This window comes from Brevundimonas sp. EU05-FHT14B07, from assembly GCF_058790795.1.
Genome location: NZ_JBYTCZ010000006.1, coordinates 87,072 through 101,926, shown reverse-complemented (window position 1 = coordinate 101,926; position 14,855 = coordinate 87,072). Strand labels below are relative to the sequence as shown.

At 67.2% G+C, this 14,855-nt stretch carries 12 protein-coding genes; 6 read left to right on the top strand and 6 right to left on the bottom strand.

The window, feature by feature from the left end; genetic code table 11:
• The first annotated feature begins 18 nt into the window (after positions 1–18).
• The 3 genes from rpsO (at position 19) to AC3WRC_RS14135 (ending at position 4,803) form a co-directional block, all read left to right on the top strand.
• Positions 19–288, top strand: coding sequence for a 30S ribosomal protein S15 (rpsO, locus tag AC3WRC_RS14145; protein ID WP_017506665.1), 270 nt, complete (start codon positions 19–21; stop codon positions 286–288).
• Between the two features lie 298 nt (positions 289–586).
• Positions 587–2,821, top strand: a complete 2,235-nt coding sequence (gene pnp, locus AC3WRC_RS14140; protein ID WP_492304262.1) for a polyribonucleotide nucleotidyltransferase — start codon at positions 587–589, stop codon at positions 2,819–2,821.
• A gap of 149 nt (positions 2,822–2,970) precedes the next feature.
• Positions 2,971–4,803 (top strand): DUF885 domain-containing protein, encoded by a 1,833-nt coding sequence (locus AC3WRC_RS14135; RefSeq protein ID WP_492304261.1) that lies wholly within the window; start codon positions 2,971–2,973, stop codon positions 4,801–4,803.
• Here AC3WRC_RS14135 and AC3WRC_RS14130 read toward each other — a convergent pair.
• The 3 genes from AC3WRC_RS14130 to AC3WRC_RS14120 are packed head-to-tail and all read right to left on the bottom strand — an operon-like array spanning position 4,800 to position 7,062.
• Positions 4,800–5,708, bottom strand: a complete 909-nt coding sequence (locus AC3WRC_RS14130) for an NAD(P)/FAD-dependent oxidoreductase (protein ID WP_492304260.1) — start codon at positions 5,706–5,708, stop codon at positions 4,800–4,802. The genes AC3WRC_RS14135 and AC3WRC_RS14130 overlap by 4 nt on opposite strands.
• Entirely contained in the window at positions 5,705–6,853 is a 1,149-nt protein-coding gene (locus AC3WRC_RS14125; RefSeq protein ID WP_492304259.1) for a DUF1176 domain-containing protein, read from the bottom strand. Before AC3WRC_RS14125 ends, AC3WRC_RS14130 begins: the two co-directional genes overlap by 4 nt.
• Entirely contained in the window at positions 6,850–7,062 is a 213-nt protein-coding gene (locus tag AC3WRC_RS14120) for a hypervirulence associated TUDOR domain-containing protein (protein WP_017506660.1), read from the bottom strand. The genes AC3WRC_RS14125 and AC3WRC_RS14120 overlap by 4 nt, the downstream gene beginning before the upstream one ends.
• A 308-nt stretch (positions 7,063–7,370) precedes the next feature.
• Here AC3WRC_RS14120 and AC3WRC_RS14115 point away from each other — a divergent pair, with 308 nt between their 5' ends.
• The 3 genes from AC3WRC_RS14115 to AC3WRC_RS14105 all read left to right on the top strand — a co-directional run bounded on the left by AC3WRC_RS14115 (position 7,371) and on the right by AC3WRC_RS14105 (position 9,941).
• Positions 7,371–8,591, top strand: coding sequence for an NADP-dependent isocitrate dehydrogenase (locus AC3WRC_RS14115; RefSeq protein WP_039246750.1), 1,221 nt, complete (start codon positions 7,371–7,373; stop codon positions 8,589–8,591).
• Positions 8,592–8,763: 172 nt separating this feature from the next.
• A complete protein-coding gene (locus AC3WRC_RS14110; RefSeq protein WP_492304258.1) occupies positions 8,764–9,336 on the top strand; it encodes a DUF2939 domain-containing protein in 573 nt (190 codons plus the stop codon).
• A 50-nt stretch (positions 9,337–9,386) separates the two neighbouring features.
• Positions 9,387–9,941, top strand: coding sequence for a DUF2939 domain-containing protein (locus AC3WRC_RS14105; RefSeq protein ID WP_165114774.1), 555 nt, complete (start codon positions 9,387–9,389; stop codon positions 9,939–9,941).
• Between the two features lie 383 nt (positions 9,942–10,324).
• Here AC3WRC_RS14105 and alaS read toward each other — a convergent pair whose 3' ends face one another.
• The 3 genes from alaS to AC3WRC_RS14090 all read right to left on the bottom strand — a co-directional run bounded on the left by alaS (position 10,325) and on the right by AC3WRC_RS14090 (position 14,733).
• On the bottom strand, positions 10,325–12,970 hold the full coding sequence (gene alaS / locus AC3WRC_RS14100; protein ID WP_492304257.1) for an alanine--tRNA ligase: 2,646 nt from the start codon (positions 12,968–12,970) through the stop codon (positions 10,325–10,327).
• A gap of 271 nt (positions 12,971–13,241) precedes the next feature.
• Positions 13,242–14,102, bottom strand: coding sequence for a pirin family protein (locus AC3WRC_RS14095; RefSeq protein WP_153925250.1), 861 nt, complete (start codon positions 14,100–14,102; stop codon positions 13,242–13,244).
• Between the two features lie 37 nt (positions 14,103–14,139).
• Positions 14,140–14,733 carry a hypothetical protein gene (locus tag AC3WRC_RS14090; RefSeq protein WP_492304256.1) on the bottom strand — a complete coding sequence of 198 codons (594 nt, stop codon included), beginning with the start codon at positions 14,731–14,733 and terminating at the stop codon, positions 14,140–14,142.
• Positions 14,734–14,855 lie beyond the last annotated feature (122 nt).

Here is a 14,855-nt window from a genome sequence, read left to right as displayed (position 1 = left end):
CCAAGAAAGGACTCTACGATGTCGGTTACTGCTGAACGCAAGCACGAGATCATCGCCGATAACGCCCGCTCCGCCGGCGACACCGGCTCGGCCGAGGTTCAGGTCGCGATCCTGTCGGAGCGCATCGCCAACCTCACCGAACACTTCAAGACCCACAAGAAGGACAACCACTCGCGTCGTGGCCTTCTGAAGATGGTGTCGCAACGTCGCCGCCTGCTCGACCACCTGAACAAGGTCGACGCCGGTCGCTACCAAGCGCTCATCTCCAAACTGGGCCTGCGCCGCTAAGGCGTCGGAACAGTGTAGAATACGCTTTCGAGGCGCGGGCGGTCACGTCCGCGCCTCGTTGTGCAACTAAGCGCTTCCAGGCCAAGTGGCTGCCGGTTGGCCGCCCGGAAAGCGTGACTACAAAAATACGACCTGTGCGCCGCAGGACTTACCGGCGCAGCTGCGAGGGCCATGACGGTCCTCTCCCGGTCGTCGCGATGGCGCGGCGGCCTCTGGATCGAAGGACTGAACGCCGACGCATCCGCCCCATGATGGGACCCCGCACGGAATACGCCGTCCGGGATACGAAAGACGAAATATGTTCGACATCAAACGCAAGACGATCGACTGGGCCGGCCGCCCGCTGACCCTGGAAACGGGCCGCATCGCCCGCCAGGCCGACGGCGCCGTGCTGGCGACCTACGGCGAGACCGTGGTTCTGGCCACCGTCGTCTATGGCCGCGCGCCCAAGCCCGGTCTGGATTTCTTCCCCCTGACGGTCAACTATCAGGAAAAGACCTTCGCCGCCGGCAAGATCCCGGGCGGCTACTTCAAGCGTGAAGGCCGTCCGTCCGAGAAGGAAACACTGGTTTCCCGCCTGATCGACCGTCCGATCCGCCCGCTGTTCGTCAAGGGCTTCAAGAACGAGACCCAAGTCGTCGTGACCGTGCTGCAGCACGACATGGAAAACGACCCCGACGTTCTGGGCATGGTCGCCGCCTCGGCCGCCCTGACTATCTCGGGCGTGCCCTTCATGGGCCCCATCGGCGCCGCGCGCGTCGGCCTGATCGACGGCGAACTGGTGCTGAACCCCGCCATCGACCTGATCCCGTCCTCGGACCTCGACCTGGTGGTCGCCGGCACGCAAGACGCCCTGATGATGGTCGAATCCGAAGCCAAGGAGCTGTCGGAAGAGAAGATGCTCGAGGCCCTGATGTTCGCGCATGCGGGCATGCAGCCGGTGATCGACGCCATCATCGAACTGGCTGAACACGCCGCCAAGGAGCCCTTCGACTTCCAGGCCGAAGATCACTCCGACGTCGTCGCCTCGATCAAGTCGCTGGTCGGCGAAGACATCAAGAGCGCCTACACCCACGCCGGCAAATACGAGCGCCGCTCGGGCGTCGACGCCGCCAAGAAGGCCGCCGCCGCCAGGCTGGTGAAGACCGACGAGAACCCCGACGGCGTCGACGGTTCCAAGTTCTCGGCCGCCTTCAAGGAGTGCGAAGCCGAAGTCCTGCGTCGCGACATCATCGAGAACGCGCACCGCGTCGACGGCCGCGCCCTCGACAAGGTCCGCGCCATCGTGTCGGAAGTCGGCGTCCTGCCGCGCACCCACGGTTCGGCCCTGTTCACGCGTGGGGAAACCCAGGCCCTGGTCGTCGCCACCCTCGGCACCGGCGAGGACGAGCAGTACATCGACAGCCTGCAGGGCACCTACAAAGAGAACTTCCTGCTGCACTACAACTTCCCCCCCTATTCGGTGGGTGAAGCGGGCCGCATGGGTTCGCCCGGCCGTCGCGAAATCGGTCACGGCAAGCTGGCCTGGCGCGCGATCCGTCCGATGCTGCCGACCAAGGAAGACTTCCCCTACACCATCCGTCTGGTCTCCGAGATCACCGAGTCGAACGGCTCGTCCTCGATGGCCACGGTCTGCGGTTCGTCGCTGGCCCTGATGGACGCCGGCGTGCCGCTGGTCCGTCCGGTCTCGGGCATCGCCATGGGCCTGATCCTGGAGCCGTCGGGTGAGTTCGCCATCCTGTCGGACATCCTGGGTGACGAAGACCACCTGGGCGACATGGACTTCAAGGTCGCCGGCACGTCGGAAGGCATCACCAGCCTTCAGATGGACATCAAGGTCGCCGGCATCACCAAGGAGATCATGAAGCAGGCCCTGACGCAGGCTTCGGCCGGTCGCCTGCACATCCTGGACGAGATGTCCAAGGCCATGGATGCGCCGCGCGCCGAACTGGGTGAACACGCGCCCAAGATCGAAACGGTCAAGATCCCCGTCGACAAGATCCGTGAAGTCATCGGTTCGGGCGGCAAGGTCATCCGCGAGATCGTCGAGAAGACCGGCGCCAAGATCGACATCGGCGATGACGGCACCATCAAGGTCGCCGCCAACGACCAGGAGAAGATCGACGCCGCCAAGGCCTGGATCCAGTCCATCGCCTCGGAGCCGGAAGTCGGAACCATCTACTCCGGCAAGGTCGTCAAGGTCGTCGATTTCGGCGCCTTCGTGAACTTCTTCGGCGCCAAGGACGGCCTGGTCCACGTGTCCCAGATCGCTTTGGAACGCGTCGCCAACCCGGCAGACGTCCTGTCGGAAGGCCAAGAGGTCAAGGTCAAGTTCCTGGGCTTCGACGATCGCGGCAAGACCAAGCTGTCGATGAAGGTCGTCGATCAGGCCACCGGTGAAGACCTGACGGCCAAGATCAACGCCGAGCGCGCCGAGCGCGGCGAAGAGCCCCTGTCGGAAGACACCGGCGGTCGTCCGAAACGTGACGGCGGGGATCGCGGTGGCGATCGCGGACGTCGTCGTCGCGACTAATCAACTTCGCATCCAAGACTGATGAGGCCCGGCGGAGCGATCCGCCGGGCCTTTTTCTTTGGGGCCGCGCAACGGCTGTCCGCGATTTCACTTGCCGCTTCGGCCCATGCAGTTTCCATTGCCGCATCCAAATTTCGAGGGGCCGTTCCATGTTCGATCGTCGTCGTCTTCTTCAGTCCGCCGCGCTGGGCGCCGGCCTCGTCGCCGTCGGCGGCCCCGCCTTCGCGCGTCAGGCCGGGGCATCGCAGGGCGACGCCGCCGCCCAGCTGAAGACCTTCATGGACGCCACGTTCGAGCAGACGCTGGACAAGAGCCCCGAGGTCGTCACCATGTTCGGCCTGGACAAGGGCGACCGCGCCGCCGCCAAGTCCAAACTGACCGTTCCGACGCGCGCCGAGGAAGACGACCAGCGCGCTTTCACGCGTCGCCAACGCGCCGAACTGTCCCACATCGACCGCTCTAAACTCGATGCTCGCAACGCCAACTACTACGACAGCCTGACCCAGAATCTGGACGGGGTGATCGCCACCTACGACATCCCCTACGGCCAGGGCGGCTGGCCCAATCCGTACCGCGTCAGCCAGCAGGGCGGCGCCTATCAGTCCACGCCCGACTTCCTGGCCAACCAGCACACCATCGAGACGGCCGCCGACGCCGACGCCTATGTCGCCCGCGTCAACGCCTTCGCCGACGTGCTGCTGGCCGAGACGGATCGACTGAAGGAAGACTATGCGCTGGGCGTCATCCCGCCCGACTTCATCCTGGCCAAGGCGATCCGCCAGCAGGACGGCGTCCTGGCGACCCCGGCGGCGACCTCCCCCCTGACCCAGTCGGTCGTGGATCGGGCCCGCGCCAAGGGCCTGAGCGGCGACTGGGGCGCGCAGGTGGAACGCCTTGTGACCGAGCGGGTCTATCCGGCCCTGGCCGCCCAAAACGCCGTGCTGAAAGCAGCCCAGCCGAACGCCGTGCACGAGGCCTCGGTTCGACGCCTGCCGCAGGGCGAGCAGTATTACGCCAACAGCCTGCGCTACATCACCACGACCCGACTGACCGCCGACGAGATCCACCGCACCGGCGTGGAACAGATGGCCGATCTGACGGCGCGCGCCGATGTGTTGCTGAAGGCGCAAGGCCTGACGCAGGGTTCGGTCGCCGAACGGATCAAGGCCTTGGGGGATGATCCCAAATACGTCTACGCCAACACCGACGCCGGCAAGGCCGAGCTGATCGCCAAGCTGAACGCCCAAATGGCCGACATGCAGGCCCGCCTGCCCAACGCGTTCGGCCGCCTGCCCAAGGCCAAGGTCGAGATCAAGCGCGTCCCGCCCGAGATCGAGGCTGGCGCGCCGATGGGCTATTATAACTCGCCCAGCCTGGATGGGACGCGGCCCGGCATCTACTGGATCAATCTGAAGGACACGGCGGAATGGCCGTCCTGGACCCTGCCGACCCTGACCTATCACGAGGCGACGCCGGGCCACCACTTGCAGATCAGCCTGCAGCAGGAGAGCGAGTCCGCGCCGCTGCTGATGAACCTGCTGGGCTTCTCGTCCTACGTCGAGGGCTGGGGGCTATATGCCGAACAGCTGGCCGACGAACTGGGCGCCTATGAGAACGATCCGGTCGGTCAGATCGGCTACCTGCAATCGTTGATGTTCCGCGCCGCGCGCCTTGTCGTCGACACCGGCATCCATTCCAAGGGCTGGAGCCGCGAAGAGGGCATCCGCTACATGATGGAGGCCTATGGCGATCAGGAAGGCGCGGCGACGTCCGAGGTCGAACGCTATTGCGGATGGCCGGGCCAGGCCTGCGCCTACAAGGTCGGTCACAACGAATGGGTCCGCCTGCGCGAAAAGGCCAAGACGACTCTGGGGCCCAGGTTCGACATCAAGGGCTTCCACGACACCGCCCTCGCCGCCGGCGGCGTGCCCCTGTCGGTGCTGGAACGGATCGTCGACGGCTGGGTCGCGACCCAGGCCTAATCTGAGACGATCAGGCCGTCGGCTTGGCGCAGGCGATTGTGGATGTCGGTGGCGGCGACGGCGGCTTCGGCGGTCGCGACGGCGATCTGGTTGAGGCCGCGCACGACGTCGCCGGCGGCATAGAGGCCCGGTACGCTGGTGGCCTGATGCAGATCGACCTCCAACCGGCCGTCGTCGGCCAGACGCGCGCCCAGCCCCCTGGCGAGATCGGCGTTCGGCGATGTGCCCAGCGCCGAATAGACAAGGTCGAACGCGCGGCTCTGGCCGGCGTAACTCAGGGCCGTCACGCGGTCGTTCTCGATGTCGATCGCGTCCAGCGGCGCCAGAATCAGTTCGACGCCCAACCGTTCCAGTTCGTCACGCCGGCTGAGCGCGTCGGGCGCGCCGATATGGATCAAGGTCACACGGTCGGAATAGGTGCGCATGAAGGCGGCCTCGCGCGCGCCCTTGTCGCTCTGGCCGATGATGGCGACAGCCTTGTCGGTCGCCTCATAGCCGTCGCAGATGGGACAGATGCGGACCAGCGCCTTTTGCACCGCCGCTTCGACACCGGGCAGATCCGGATGATGATCGACGACCCCGGTCGCCAGCAGGACGGCGCGGGCGCGGATAGCGCGGCCATCCATCTCAGCAACGAAGCCGTCGTCGTCGTGGGTCAGGCTCCGGACGCGACCCGGTTCGACGACCGCGCCATATTCCTCGGCCTGTTCGCGCATCCGCTTCAGGATGTCGGCGCCGGTGATGCCGGCCGGAAAGCCCGGCATATTGTGGCTGAGCGGGATCCAGCAGGCGCGGGGCGCCCCGCCATCCACCACCAGGGTCCGCCGACGAAAGCGCCCCAGATAGGTCGCCGCCGTCAGGCCGGCCGGACCCGCGCCGATGATCAGAACCTCCGGATCGGTCACCGCGTGCGCCAGGTGACAGGCCAAAGGTCGGACGGCACGCCGGCGCATTCGCCCATCACGCTTTCCTGCGTCAGTGTGAAGCCCTGTCCCGTCCAGGCCCAGGTCTGCGCCGCGCCGCAATCCCCGATGCCCCGCGCCTTGGCAAAGGCCGACAGGGTTCGGGTCTTGGGATCATAGGCGCCGTTGACGGTCGCGTTGTCCGGCATGACGGGATCGGAGCCCGGACCTTCCGATCCGGCGAGGATTGCGGGCCGGGGGTCGCGACCGCCCGGTCCTGTCAGATACCAGTTGTGGGTGACGTTATAGGCCCCCGATCCGCAGGGCACGGCCCACAGCTCGGTGCGGGCGTCCAGCCGGGCGGACATGACCATGTCGCTGACGGCCGGCATGGCCGACTCCTTGAGGCAGTCGCCGACCTCGGTGCGAGCGCGCAGCGCGGCGGGCAGGCGCTGGTTCTGATCGCCGAAACCTGCCTGATCGACGGCCGGGGCGGGGGTGACGGTCGGCAGCGGCGGCGCGACAGGAACGAGGGTGGCCGGGCCGTCGCCGCGTCGGATCAGGGCGGTTGGCGTATTCAGACGTCCCTGCTTCTCGTCGATCCACAACAGGGCGGCGGCGGCGCCGTGCAGCGAGACCTCCTGGGTCGAGGCGCCGCGAATGATCATGACCTTGCCTTGGGCCAGGGCGTCGAGGGTAGTGCGGGCGCCGTCGCGGATCTCACCGACGGGTGCCTCTGCGTCGCTCGCCTCGCCGCGCACAGCCGGATAGGCGCGGCCGTCGATGGTCAGGCTGAGGGGGCCGGCGCCCTTGGCGTCGCCGTCGGGCCAATAGCCGAAGAGGAGTTGCGGCTGGGCGTCCGGACCGGGCGCCAGGGTGATGCGGACCCAGCCGGCGGCGAACTCGGGCGCGAAGCCGAAGGCCCAGCAGGTCCCGTCGTTACCGCAGGTGGCGCTCCAGTCCCGGAAGGTCTTGGTTTCAGGGCGGATCTGCAGCACCGGCGCGGCGGCGGCGGGCGCAGCAGGACGGGCGGCCTTGGTCGCGGCAGGCGTCTTGGCCGCATCCTTGTCTCCGCATCCGGCGATGGACAGCGCAGACAGGACAAGGGCCGAAAGGGCGACGCCGCGCCACAGGCCGTTCGGGGTCATGCCTTCTTCAACTCCGACGGCTTGTGCGCCGCGCGTGCGCCGGTCTTGGCGCTTTCGACGATATACTCCGGATTGTCCTTGGAAGCCGCAACCTTGTGGCCCTTGATCTTGGTTTCCGAAGTGACCTTCTTGACCACCTTGCCGGTCGTGGTGCCCTGGCTGTGATCCCACTTCACCTTGTCGCCGGCCTTGAACGTCTTTTCTGACATGACGATGACTCCTGCTGTGTCGCTTCCTGTTCAGCGATCAGCCTGCGCATCAGTTCCGCATCGATCACGGGCGGCGCCTCGCAGAAGGTGACGATCCAACGATCCACCAGCTGGCGCTCTTCTTCCGTCATCCTGCCGTCCGTCTCTGTCGCTGGGCCCAAGAGAAGTCCGGGCTGGCCAAAGGGTTCAGGAACGATCTGCGTTATTCCGGGCGGCGACGACGGGCGGCGGGGTTTGCGCGGGCGCGCGGCCTCGCTATACCGCCGCCACGACATTCCCTTCCCCACAGTCACAGGCGGACCGCACGCATGGCCAAGATCAAGGTCGAAAACCCCATCGTCGACATCGACGGCGACGAAATGACCCGCATCATCTGGCAGATGATCAAGGACAAGCTGGTCTTCCCGTTCCTGGATCTCGAGCTGGACTACTACGACCTGGGCATGGAGCACCGCGACGCCACCGACGACCAGGTGACCATCGACGCGGCCCACGCGATCCAGAAGCACGGCGTCGGCGTGAAGTGCGCCACCATCACCCCGGACGAAGCCCGCGTGCAGGAGTTCGGCCTGAAGAAGATGTGGAAGTCGCCGAACGGCACCATCCGCAACATCCTGGGCGGCGTGGTCTTCCGCGAGCCGATCATCTGCTCGAACGTGCCGCGCCTGGTGCCCGGCTGGACCCAGCCGATCGTCGTCGGCCGTCACGCCTTCGGCGACCAGTACAAGGCCACCGACTTCCTGATGCCCGGCCCCGGCACCCTTACGATCAAGTTCGTCGGCGAGGACGGCGAAGTGATCGAGCACGAGGTCTACAAGGCCCCGGGCGCCGGCGTGGCCATGGCCATGTACAACCAGGACGCCTCGATCCGCGAGTTCGCCCACGCCAGCTTCGCCTATGGCCTGCAGCGCAACTATCCGGTCTATCTGTCGACCAAGAACACGATCCTGAAAGCCTATGACGGCCGCTTCAAGGACCTGTTCCAGGAAGTGTTCGACGAACACTACGCCGCCGAGTTCAAGGCGCGCGGCCTGACCTATGAGCACCGCCTGATCGACGACATGGTCGCGGCCGCGATGAAGTGGTCGGGCGGCTTCGTCTGGGCGTGCAAGAACTACGACGGCGACGTGCAGTCCGACGTCGTGGCGCAGGGCTTCGGCTCGCTGGGCCTGATGACCTCGGTCCTGATGACGCCGGACGGCAAGGTGCTGGAGACGGAAGCCGCCCACGGCACCGTGACCCGCCACTATCGCCAGCATCAGAAGGGCGAGGCCACCTCGACCAACTCGATCGCCTCGATCTTCGCCTGGACGCGCGGCTTCAAGCACCGCGCCAAGCTGGACGGCAACGCCGCCCTGGACCAGTTCGCCGACACCCTGGAGAAGGTGGTCGTGGACACCGTCGAGGCCGGCTTCATGACCAAGGACCTGGCGCTGCTGGTCGGCGATCAGCAGGGCTGGCTGACCACCGAGGGCTTCCTCGACAAGGTGGCCGAGAACCTGAAGACCGCTCTGCCCGACGTGGGCTGAGCCCCGCAGGCGCCCCGCCGCACGGGCCTTGCCGCCAGGACGCCCAAACGTCCTCAAGCAGCGCGAAGCGCGGTAGGACAAAGAAGAATGGCCCCGTCGGAGCGATCCGGCGGGGCTTTTCGTTGTGGGATCGGCCGGGGCGTGCATGATCGGCGGTAATGAGGATGCGTTCGTGAAGCGGCTGTTCGGAAACCTGGTGCTGGCGGCGGTGGTCGTGGCGGTGCTGTCCTTCTTCGCGGCGCCCGCAGTGGCCTTCTTCGCCATTCGGTCGGCGGCCGAGGCGAATGATGTGGCAGGGCTGGCGCGACTGATCGACTTCAACGCCGTGCGCCAATCGTTGCGGCCGCAGCTCGCGGGACGGCCCGAGGCGATGGCGCCCGCGCCGTCCTTCCTGGAAGACCCCATCGGCGCCTTCCGGCGTCAGATCGAGCAGAACCCGATCCTGCGCCAGCCGGATGTCGACGCCTATCTGACGCCGGCCGCGCTCAACGCCCTGCTGAAGGGCGAGGGCCGATACGCCAGCCAGCGCACGTCGGCGGGCGTGGCGCCGGCCTCTGAGCACAGCCGTAAGCCCTGGCCCAGCCCCGCCTACTGGAGCGTCAACCGGGCGCGCATGGCGGTGACGGATCAGGGCGGGTCGCGCACCCTGTTCACCTTCGAGCGGCGCGGGCCGTTCGAGTGGAAGCTGGTTCACATCGGCCTGCCCGACGGGACGGCGCCGGCCGTCACCGTCACCCCGCGATAAACCCGGCAACCGACGCCGCCCAGCCCGCGTTGGCGTTCCAAGGAGACGACATGAGCCGCAAGATCATCACCGGAGCCCTGCTCGCCGTCGTCATCGGCGTGGTCGTCGCCCTGTTCGTTTCGCCCTTCATCGCCGCCCAGGCGCTGGTGCGGGCCGCGCGGACCGGGGATGCGGCCGGGCTGGAGCGGCAGGTGGACTTCCCGGCGTTCCGCACCAGCCTGAAGAGCGAGCTGAACGCGCGCGCGGCGCTGGAAATCCGCAACCGGACCAAGGGCGACACTGGCCTGGCGGCGCTGGGCATGCTGCTGGCCCCGTCGCTGGTCGAGGGGGCGGTGGACAACTTCGTCACGCCGCAGGGCATCGCCGCCATGGTCCGCTCCGGCGAGACGCCCGAGCCGGAACGGCCCGTGCCCGCCGACGACACGCCGGCGGTGGACAAGGACAAGATCCGCCAGTCCTGGGCCTATCGCGGGCTGAACACCTTCGCCGTCACTCTGACGCGCGACGACCGGCCGGACGATGCGCTGGTGCTGATCATGGAACGCCGGACGCCCTTCACCTGGAAGCTGGCCGGGGTCGATCTGACGCCCGACCCGATGGGTTGAGACGGTCGGGGACAAAAACACCGTCTAAAGTGTCTAATTCGTCTGATTGGACGGCGGGGCGCCGATCAGAAAGCGAGTGCATTTGGTGCGCTTTGCCTTGGGTGCGCGGCCTCCTCTGTGGTGAGCGCAGAGTATAGGCCGTCTCTGCGGCATGCTCAGGAAGCGGACGCTGCGGCCGGCTAAGCCGCTGAGTTGCAAGGCTGTCAGGTTCGAAATTGCGATGGATTACCCTCTCCCTTTGGGAGAGGGCTTGAGCGCACGAGCGCGCAGCGATCGTACTTGCGCGAAAGGGTGAGGGTCGGCTGGTGCGTCATGGTCCGCCGGCCGACCCTCATCCGGCCCTTTGGGCCACCTTCTCCCAACGGGAGAAGGTCATCGTATTTTTACGCCAGCGCCGCACGAACCGCCGCCAGGCCGTCTTCGGCCTTCGAGCCGTCGGGGGCGCCGCCCTGGGCGAAGTCGGGTTTGCCGCCGGCGCCCTGGCCGCCCATGGCGATGACGGCGGCGCGGGCCAGGTCGGCGGCGTTGACGCGGTCGGTCAGGTCGGAGGTCACGGCGACGGTGACCGCCGCCTTGCCCTCGGTGACGCCGATCAGGGCGACGACGCCGATTCCGACCTGTTTCCTGAAGTCCTCGGCGACGCCGCGCAGACCCTTGCCGTCCACGCCGTCCAGCACGCGGGCCATCAGCTTGACGCCGTTGATCTCCTCAGGCGCGGACGACGCGCCCGAGCCGCCGCCCAGGGCCAGCTGTTTCTTCAGCTCGGCGACCTGTTTCTCCAGCGACTTGACCGAGGCGGTCAGGCTGTCGACGCGGGCGGGGACGTCGGCGGTCTGGACCTTGAAGCCCTGGGCCAAAGAACGGGCGACGCCGGCCTGGGCCAGCAGATATTGACGCGCGGCGTCGCCGGTCAGGGCCTCGATGCGGCGCACGCCGGCGGCGACGCCGGTTTCCTGAACGATCTTGAACAGGGCTATGTCGCCGGTGCGGGCGACGTGGGTGCCGCCGCACAGTTCGACCGAATAGGGGGCGTTGTCGCTGACCAGCGAGCGACCCAGCGTCAGGACGCGGACCTCGTCACCGTATTTCTCGCCGAACAGGGCGATGGCGCCGGCCTCGATGGCCTCCTGCGGGGCCATCAGCTTGGTTTCCGCCGGGACGTTCTGGCGGATGACGGCGTTGACCTCGGTCTCGATGGCGGACAGTTCGGCCTCGGTGAGCGGGGCGCCGTGGCTGAAGTCAAAACGGGCGCGCTCGGCGTCGACCAGCTGACCCTTCTGGGCGACTGCGGGGCCGAGCACATTCTTCAGCGCCGTATGCAGCAGGTGGGCGGCGGAGTGGTTGGCGCGGCTGGTGCGGCGCTTTTCAGCGTCCACCAGCTGGGCGGCGCGGGTTCCGATCTCCAGCTTGCCGGCCGTGACCTGGGCCACCAGGACATGCAGGTCGCCGGCGTGTTTGCGCACATCGATGACCTCGGCCTCGCCACCCGGCCATTCCAGGGTTCCGTGGTCGCCGGCCTGGCCGCCGCTTTCGGCGTAGAAGGGGGTGGTGTCGAACAATACTTCGACGATGTCGCCGGCCTCGGCCGTTTCGACCGGCGCGCCGGCGTTCATCAGGGCCAGGACCTCGCCCGAGCCTTCGATATTGTCATAGCCGGTGAAGACGGTCGGCCCCATCCGGTCGCGGATCGCCAGCCATTCGTTGGTGTTGGCGGTCTGGCCCGAGCCCTTCCAGTTCTCGCGCGACCGCTGGCGCTGCTCAGCCATGGCGGCCTCGAAGCCGTCGACATTGACCGAGAAGCCGCGACGACGGGCCTCATCCTGGGTCAGGTCCAGCGGGAAGCCGTAGGTGTCGGACAGGGTGAAGGCCGTCTGGCCGTCCAGCATGTCGCCGGGACGGAAGCCCTGAACCGCCGTGTCGAACAGGGCCATGCCGCGGCCGAGCGTGGTGCGGAAGCGGACCTCTTCCTGCTTCAGCGTGTCCTCGATGAAGGGCTGGGCGCGGGCGAGTTCGGGATAGGCGTCGCCCATCTGGGCCACCAGGGTCGGAACCAGACGGTGCATCAGGGGGTCGGCGGCGCCCAGCAGGTGGGCGTGGCGCATGGCGCGGCGCATGATGCGGCGCAGCACATAGCCCCGACCTTCGTTCGACGGGGTGACGCCGTCGGCGATCAGGAAGGACGACGAGCGCAGGTGGTCGGCGATGACCCGGTGGCTGGCGGCCTGGTCGCCTTCGGCCTTGGTCGAGGTGGCGTCTTCGGAGGCTGCGATCAGGGTCTTGAACAGGTCGGTTTCGAAGACCGAATGCACGCCCTGAAGCACGGTGGTCATCCGCTCCAGACCCATGCCGGTGTCCACGCTGGGCTTGGGAAGGTTGCGAACGATCTGATCGTTCTCCTTTTCATACTGCATGAAGACGTTGTTCCAGATCTCGACGTAGCGATCGCCGTCCTCGTCCGGCGAACCGGGAGGGCCGCCCGCGATCTTGTCGCCGTGGTCCCAGAAGATTTCGGTGCAGGGACCGCACGGACCCGAGTCGCCCATGGCCCAGAAGTTGTCCGAGCCGGCGATACGGATGATCTTGTCGTCGGAGAAGCCGGTGACCTTTTTCCAGATCGCGGCGGCCTCGTCGTCATCGATATAGACGGTGACCAAGAGGCGTTTGGGGTCCAGGTCGAAGTCCTGGGTGACCAGGTTCCACGCCTTCTCGATGGCGTGTTCCTTGAAGTAGTCGCCGAACGAGAAGTTGCCCAGCATCTCGAAGAAGGTCAGGTGGCGGGCGGTATAGCCGACGTTGTCCAGGTCGTTGTGCTTGCCCCCGGCGCGGACGCATTTCTGCGACGACGTGGCGCGCGGATAGGGCGGCTTGGACGCGCCGGTGAAATAGTCCTTGAACGGCACCATGCCCGCGTTGACGAAGAGCAGGCTCGGATCGTTCTGCGGCACCAGCGGGGCCGAATGGACCTTGGCGTGGCCGTCCGCCGCGAAATAGTCGAGGTAGGTGGCGCGGATCTCGTTCAGGCTGGGCATTCGTCGTGTCTTCGGCTGGGGCGGTCGCTAGGAACCGGCGTCATATAGGGTTTTGGCGGGGAGCGCATCATCTGCGCGGGGAGAGGCGCGCGCCCCAGAGAAGACGATGTCTCCTCCCTGCTTTGCGGGGAGGGGGACCGCGGAGCGGTGGAGGGGTTGCGCCGCCTCACGTCCCTTGATCGGTGACGCTCCGAAGAGCCCCTCCGTCACGGCGCTGAAGGAGCGCCGCGCCACCTCCCCGCAAAGCAGGGAGGATACGGAAGCGCCCGCTTCACACCCTCGGGGGCGGGCCGAACTTGCCGGACTGGTAATCCTGGATGGCCTGGATGATCTCCTCGCGGGTGTTCATGACGAAGGGGCCGTGGCTGAAGACCGGCTCGCCGATGGGATCGGCGTGGCCCAGGAGGACGACGGCGTCGGTGGTCGCCGTGATCTGGACCGTGTCGCCATCGGTCAGGCCGGCGAGGTTCCATTGCGGCACCGGCGTTCCGGCGACGGCGATCTCGCCCTTGACCCCATAGAGGAAGACATTGCGGCCGGGGGCGACGGGCGTCTCGAACGTCGCACCGGCGGGCAGGCGCACGACCGCCAGATGGATGTCGATCAGGGACTGGATCGGCGCCTTCACACCCAGCCAGTCGCCGGAGACCGGCTCGACCGTGACGCCGGCCTCGGTCGTGAAGGTCGGGATGTCGGATTTCTGCAGCCCGATGTAGTCAGGCTTGGTCATCTTCAGCCGTGACGGCAGGTTGACCCACAGCTGCAGGATTTCCATCGGCCCGCCGTCGCGCTTGAAGGCGGCCGGTGACAGTTCGGCGTGGATCAGGCCGGAGCCGGCGGTCATCCACTGGATGCCGCCCGCCTTGATGATGCTCTCGCCGCCGCCGGAATCGTTGTGGGCCAGTTCGCCGTCCAGGATGAAGGTGACGGTCTCGAAGCCCCGGTGCGGGTGCGGGCCGAACGGCAGCCCGGCGTTGCCCGGCGCATAGGTCTGGGGCCCGTGGTGGTTCAGGAACAGGAAGGGATCGATCTGGTCCACGCCGGGACCGGGCACCGGACGCCGGGTGGTCAGGTCGCCGATGTCGTCGCGATGGGCGGGGTGCAGGCGAAGGACGGAACGGGGCTGGGTCATTCGCTACATATAGGGTGGCGGATCGGCGGTGGCGAGATCAGCCTGAACGGGTCGCCGTAACAGGACGGGCGCGGCCGTCCTGAACCCATTCTCCGGCCCAGCCACTCGCCGCCGCATGCAGACGCAGTTCGCCCTCCGACAGGGGAATGATGACGACCTCGCCCTGGGTCGAGACCGGGCCTGCGAAGCCCATTTGGTCGACCCCGGCCGGCGCATCCAGACGTCGCCAGGCGCCTTCGACCCGACGGCCCTCGCCCCGGTCGGTCAGGGACAGCGACAGCAAGGGTCTTCCGTCCGGCTGGGCTATGCGCCAGCGCCCGTCCAGCAGACCCATTCCGGTTTCGGCGTCGATCGCGGCCTGGGCCACGCCCTGGTCGTAGGTGGTCTGGCTGTCGGAGGGGCTGAACTCATAGTCGCCGGCGTAGTCGTCGACCGCAACCGGGGCCGTCAGGGGACGGCGATGCAGGTCGGTCGCGGCGTCCCCCTCGGCCGTTTCGCGCCCGAAACGGGACGGCGGCTGATAGGGGCGGACGTCCGGCGCGCGATAGGTTTCCGGCGTCGCGTCCAGGAGACCGGTCGTGTGAATGGCGGGCTCCAGGGCGACGGCGGACATCAGGGCGAGCAGCAACATGAGCCCACCCTGCCAAATCGTCCGGCGCGTCGCCTAGCCGTCGAACGGGCGCTGAACGCAAACGTGATCCGTCGTGATGGAACCGACGTAAAGCGCACAATCCGTCGATCTGGGGGTCTGTG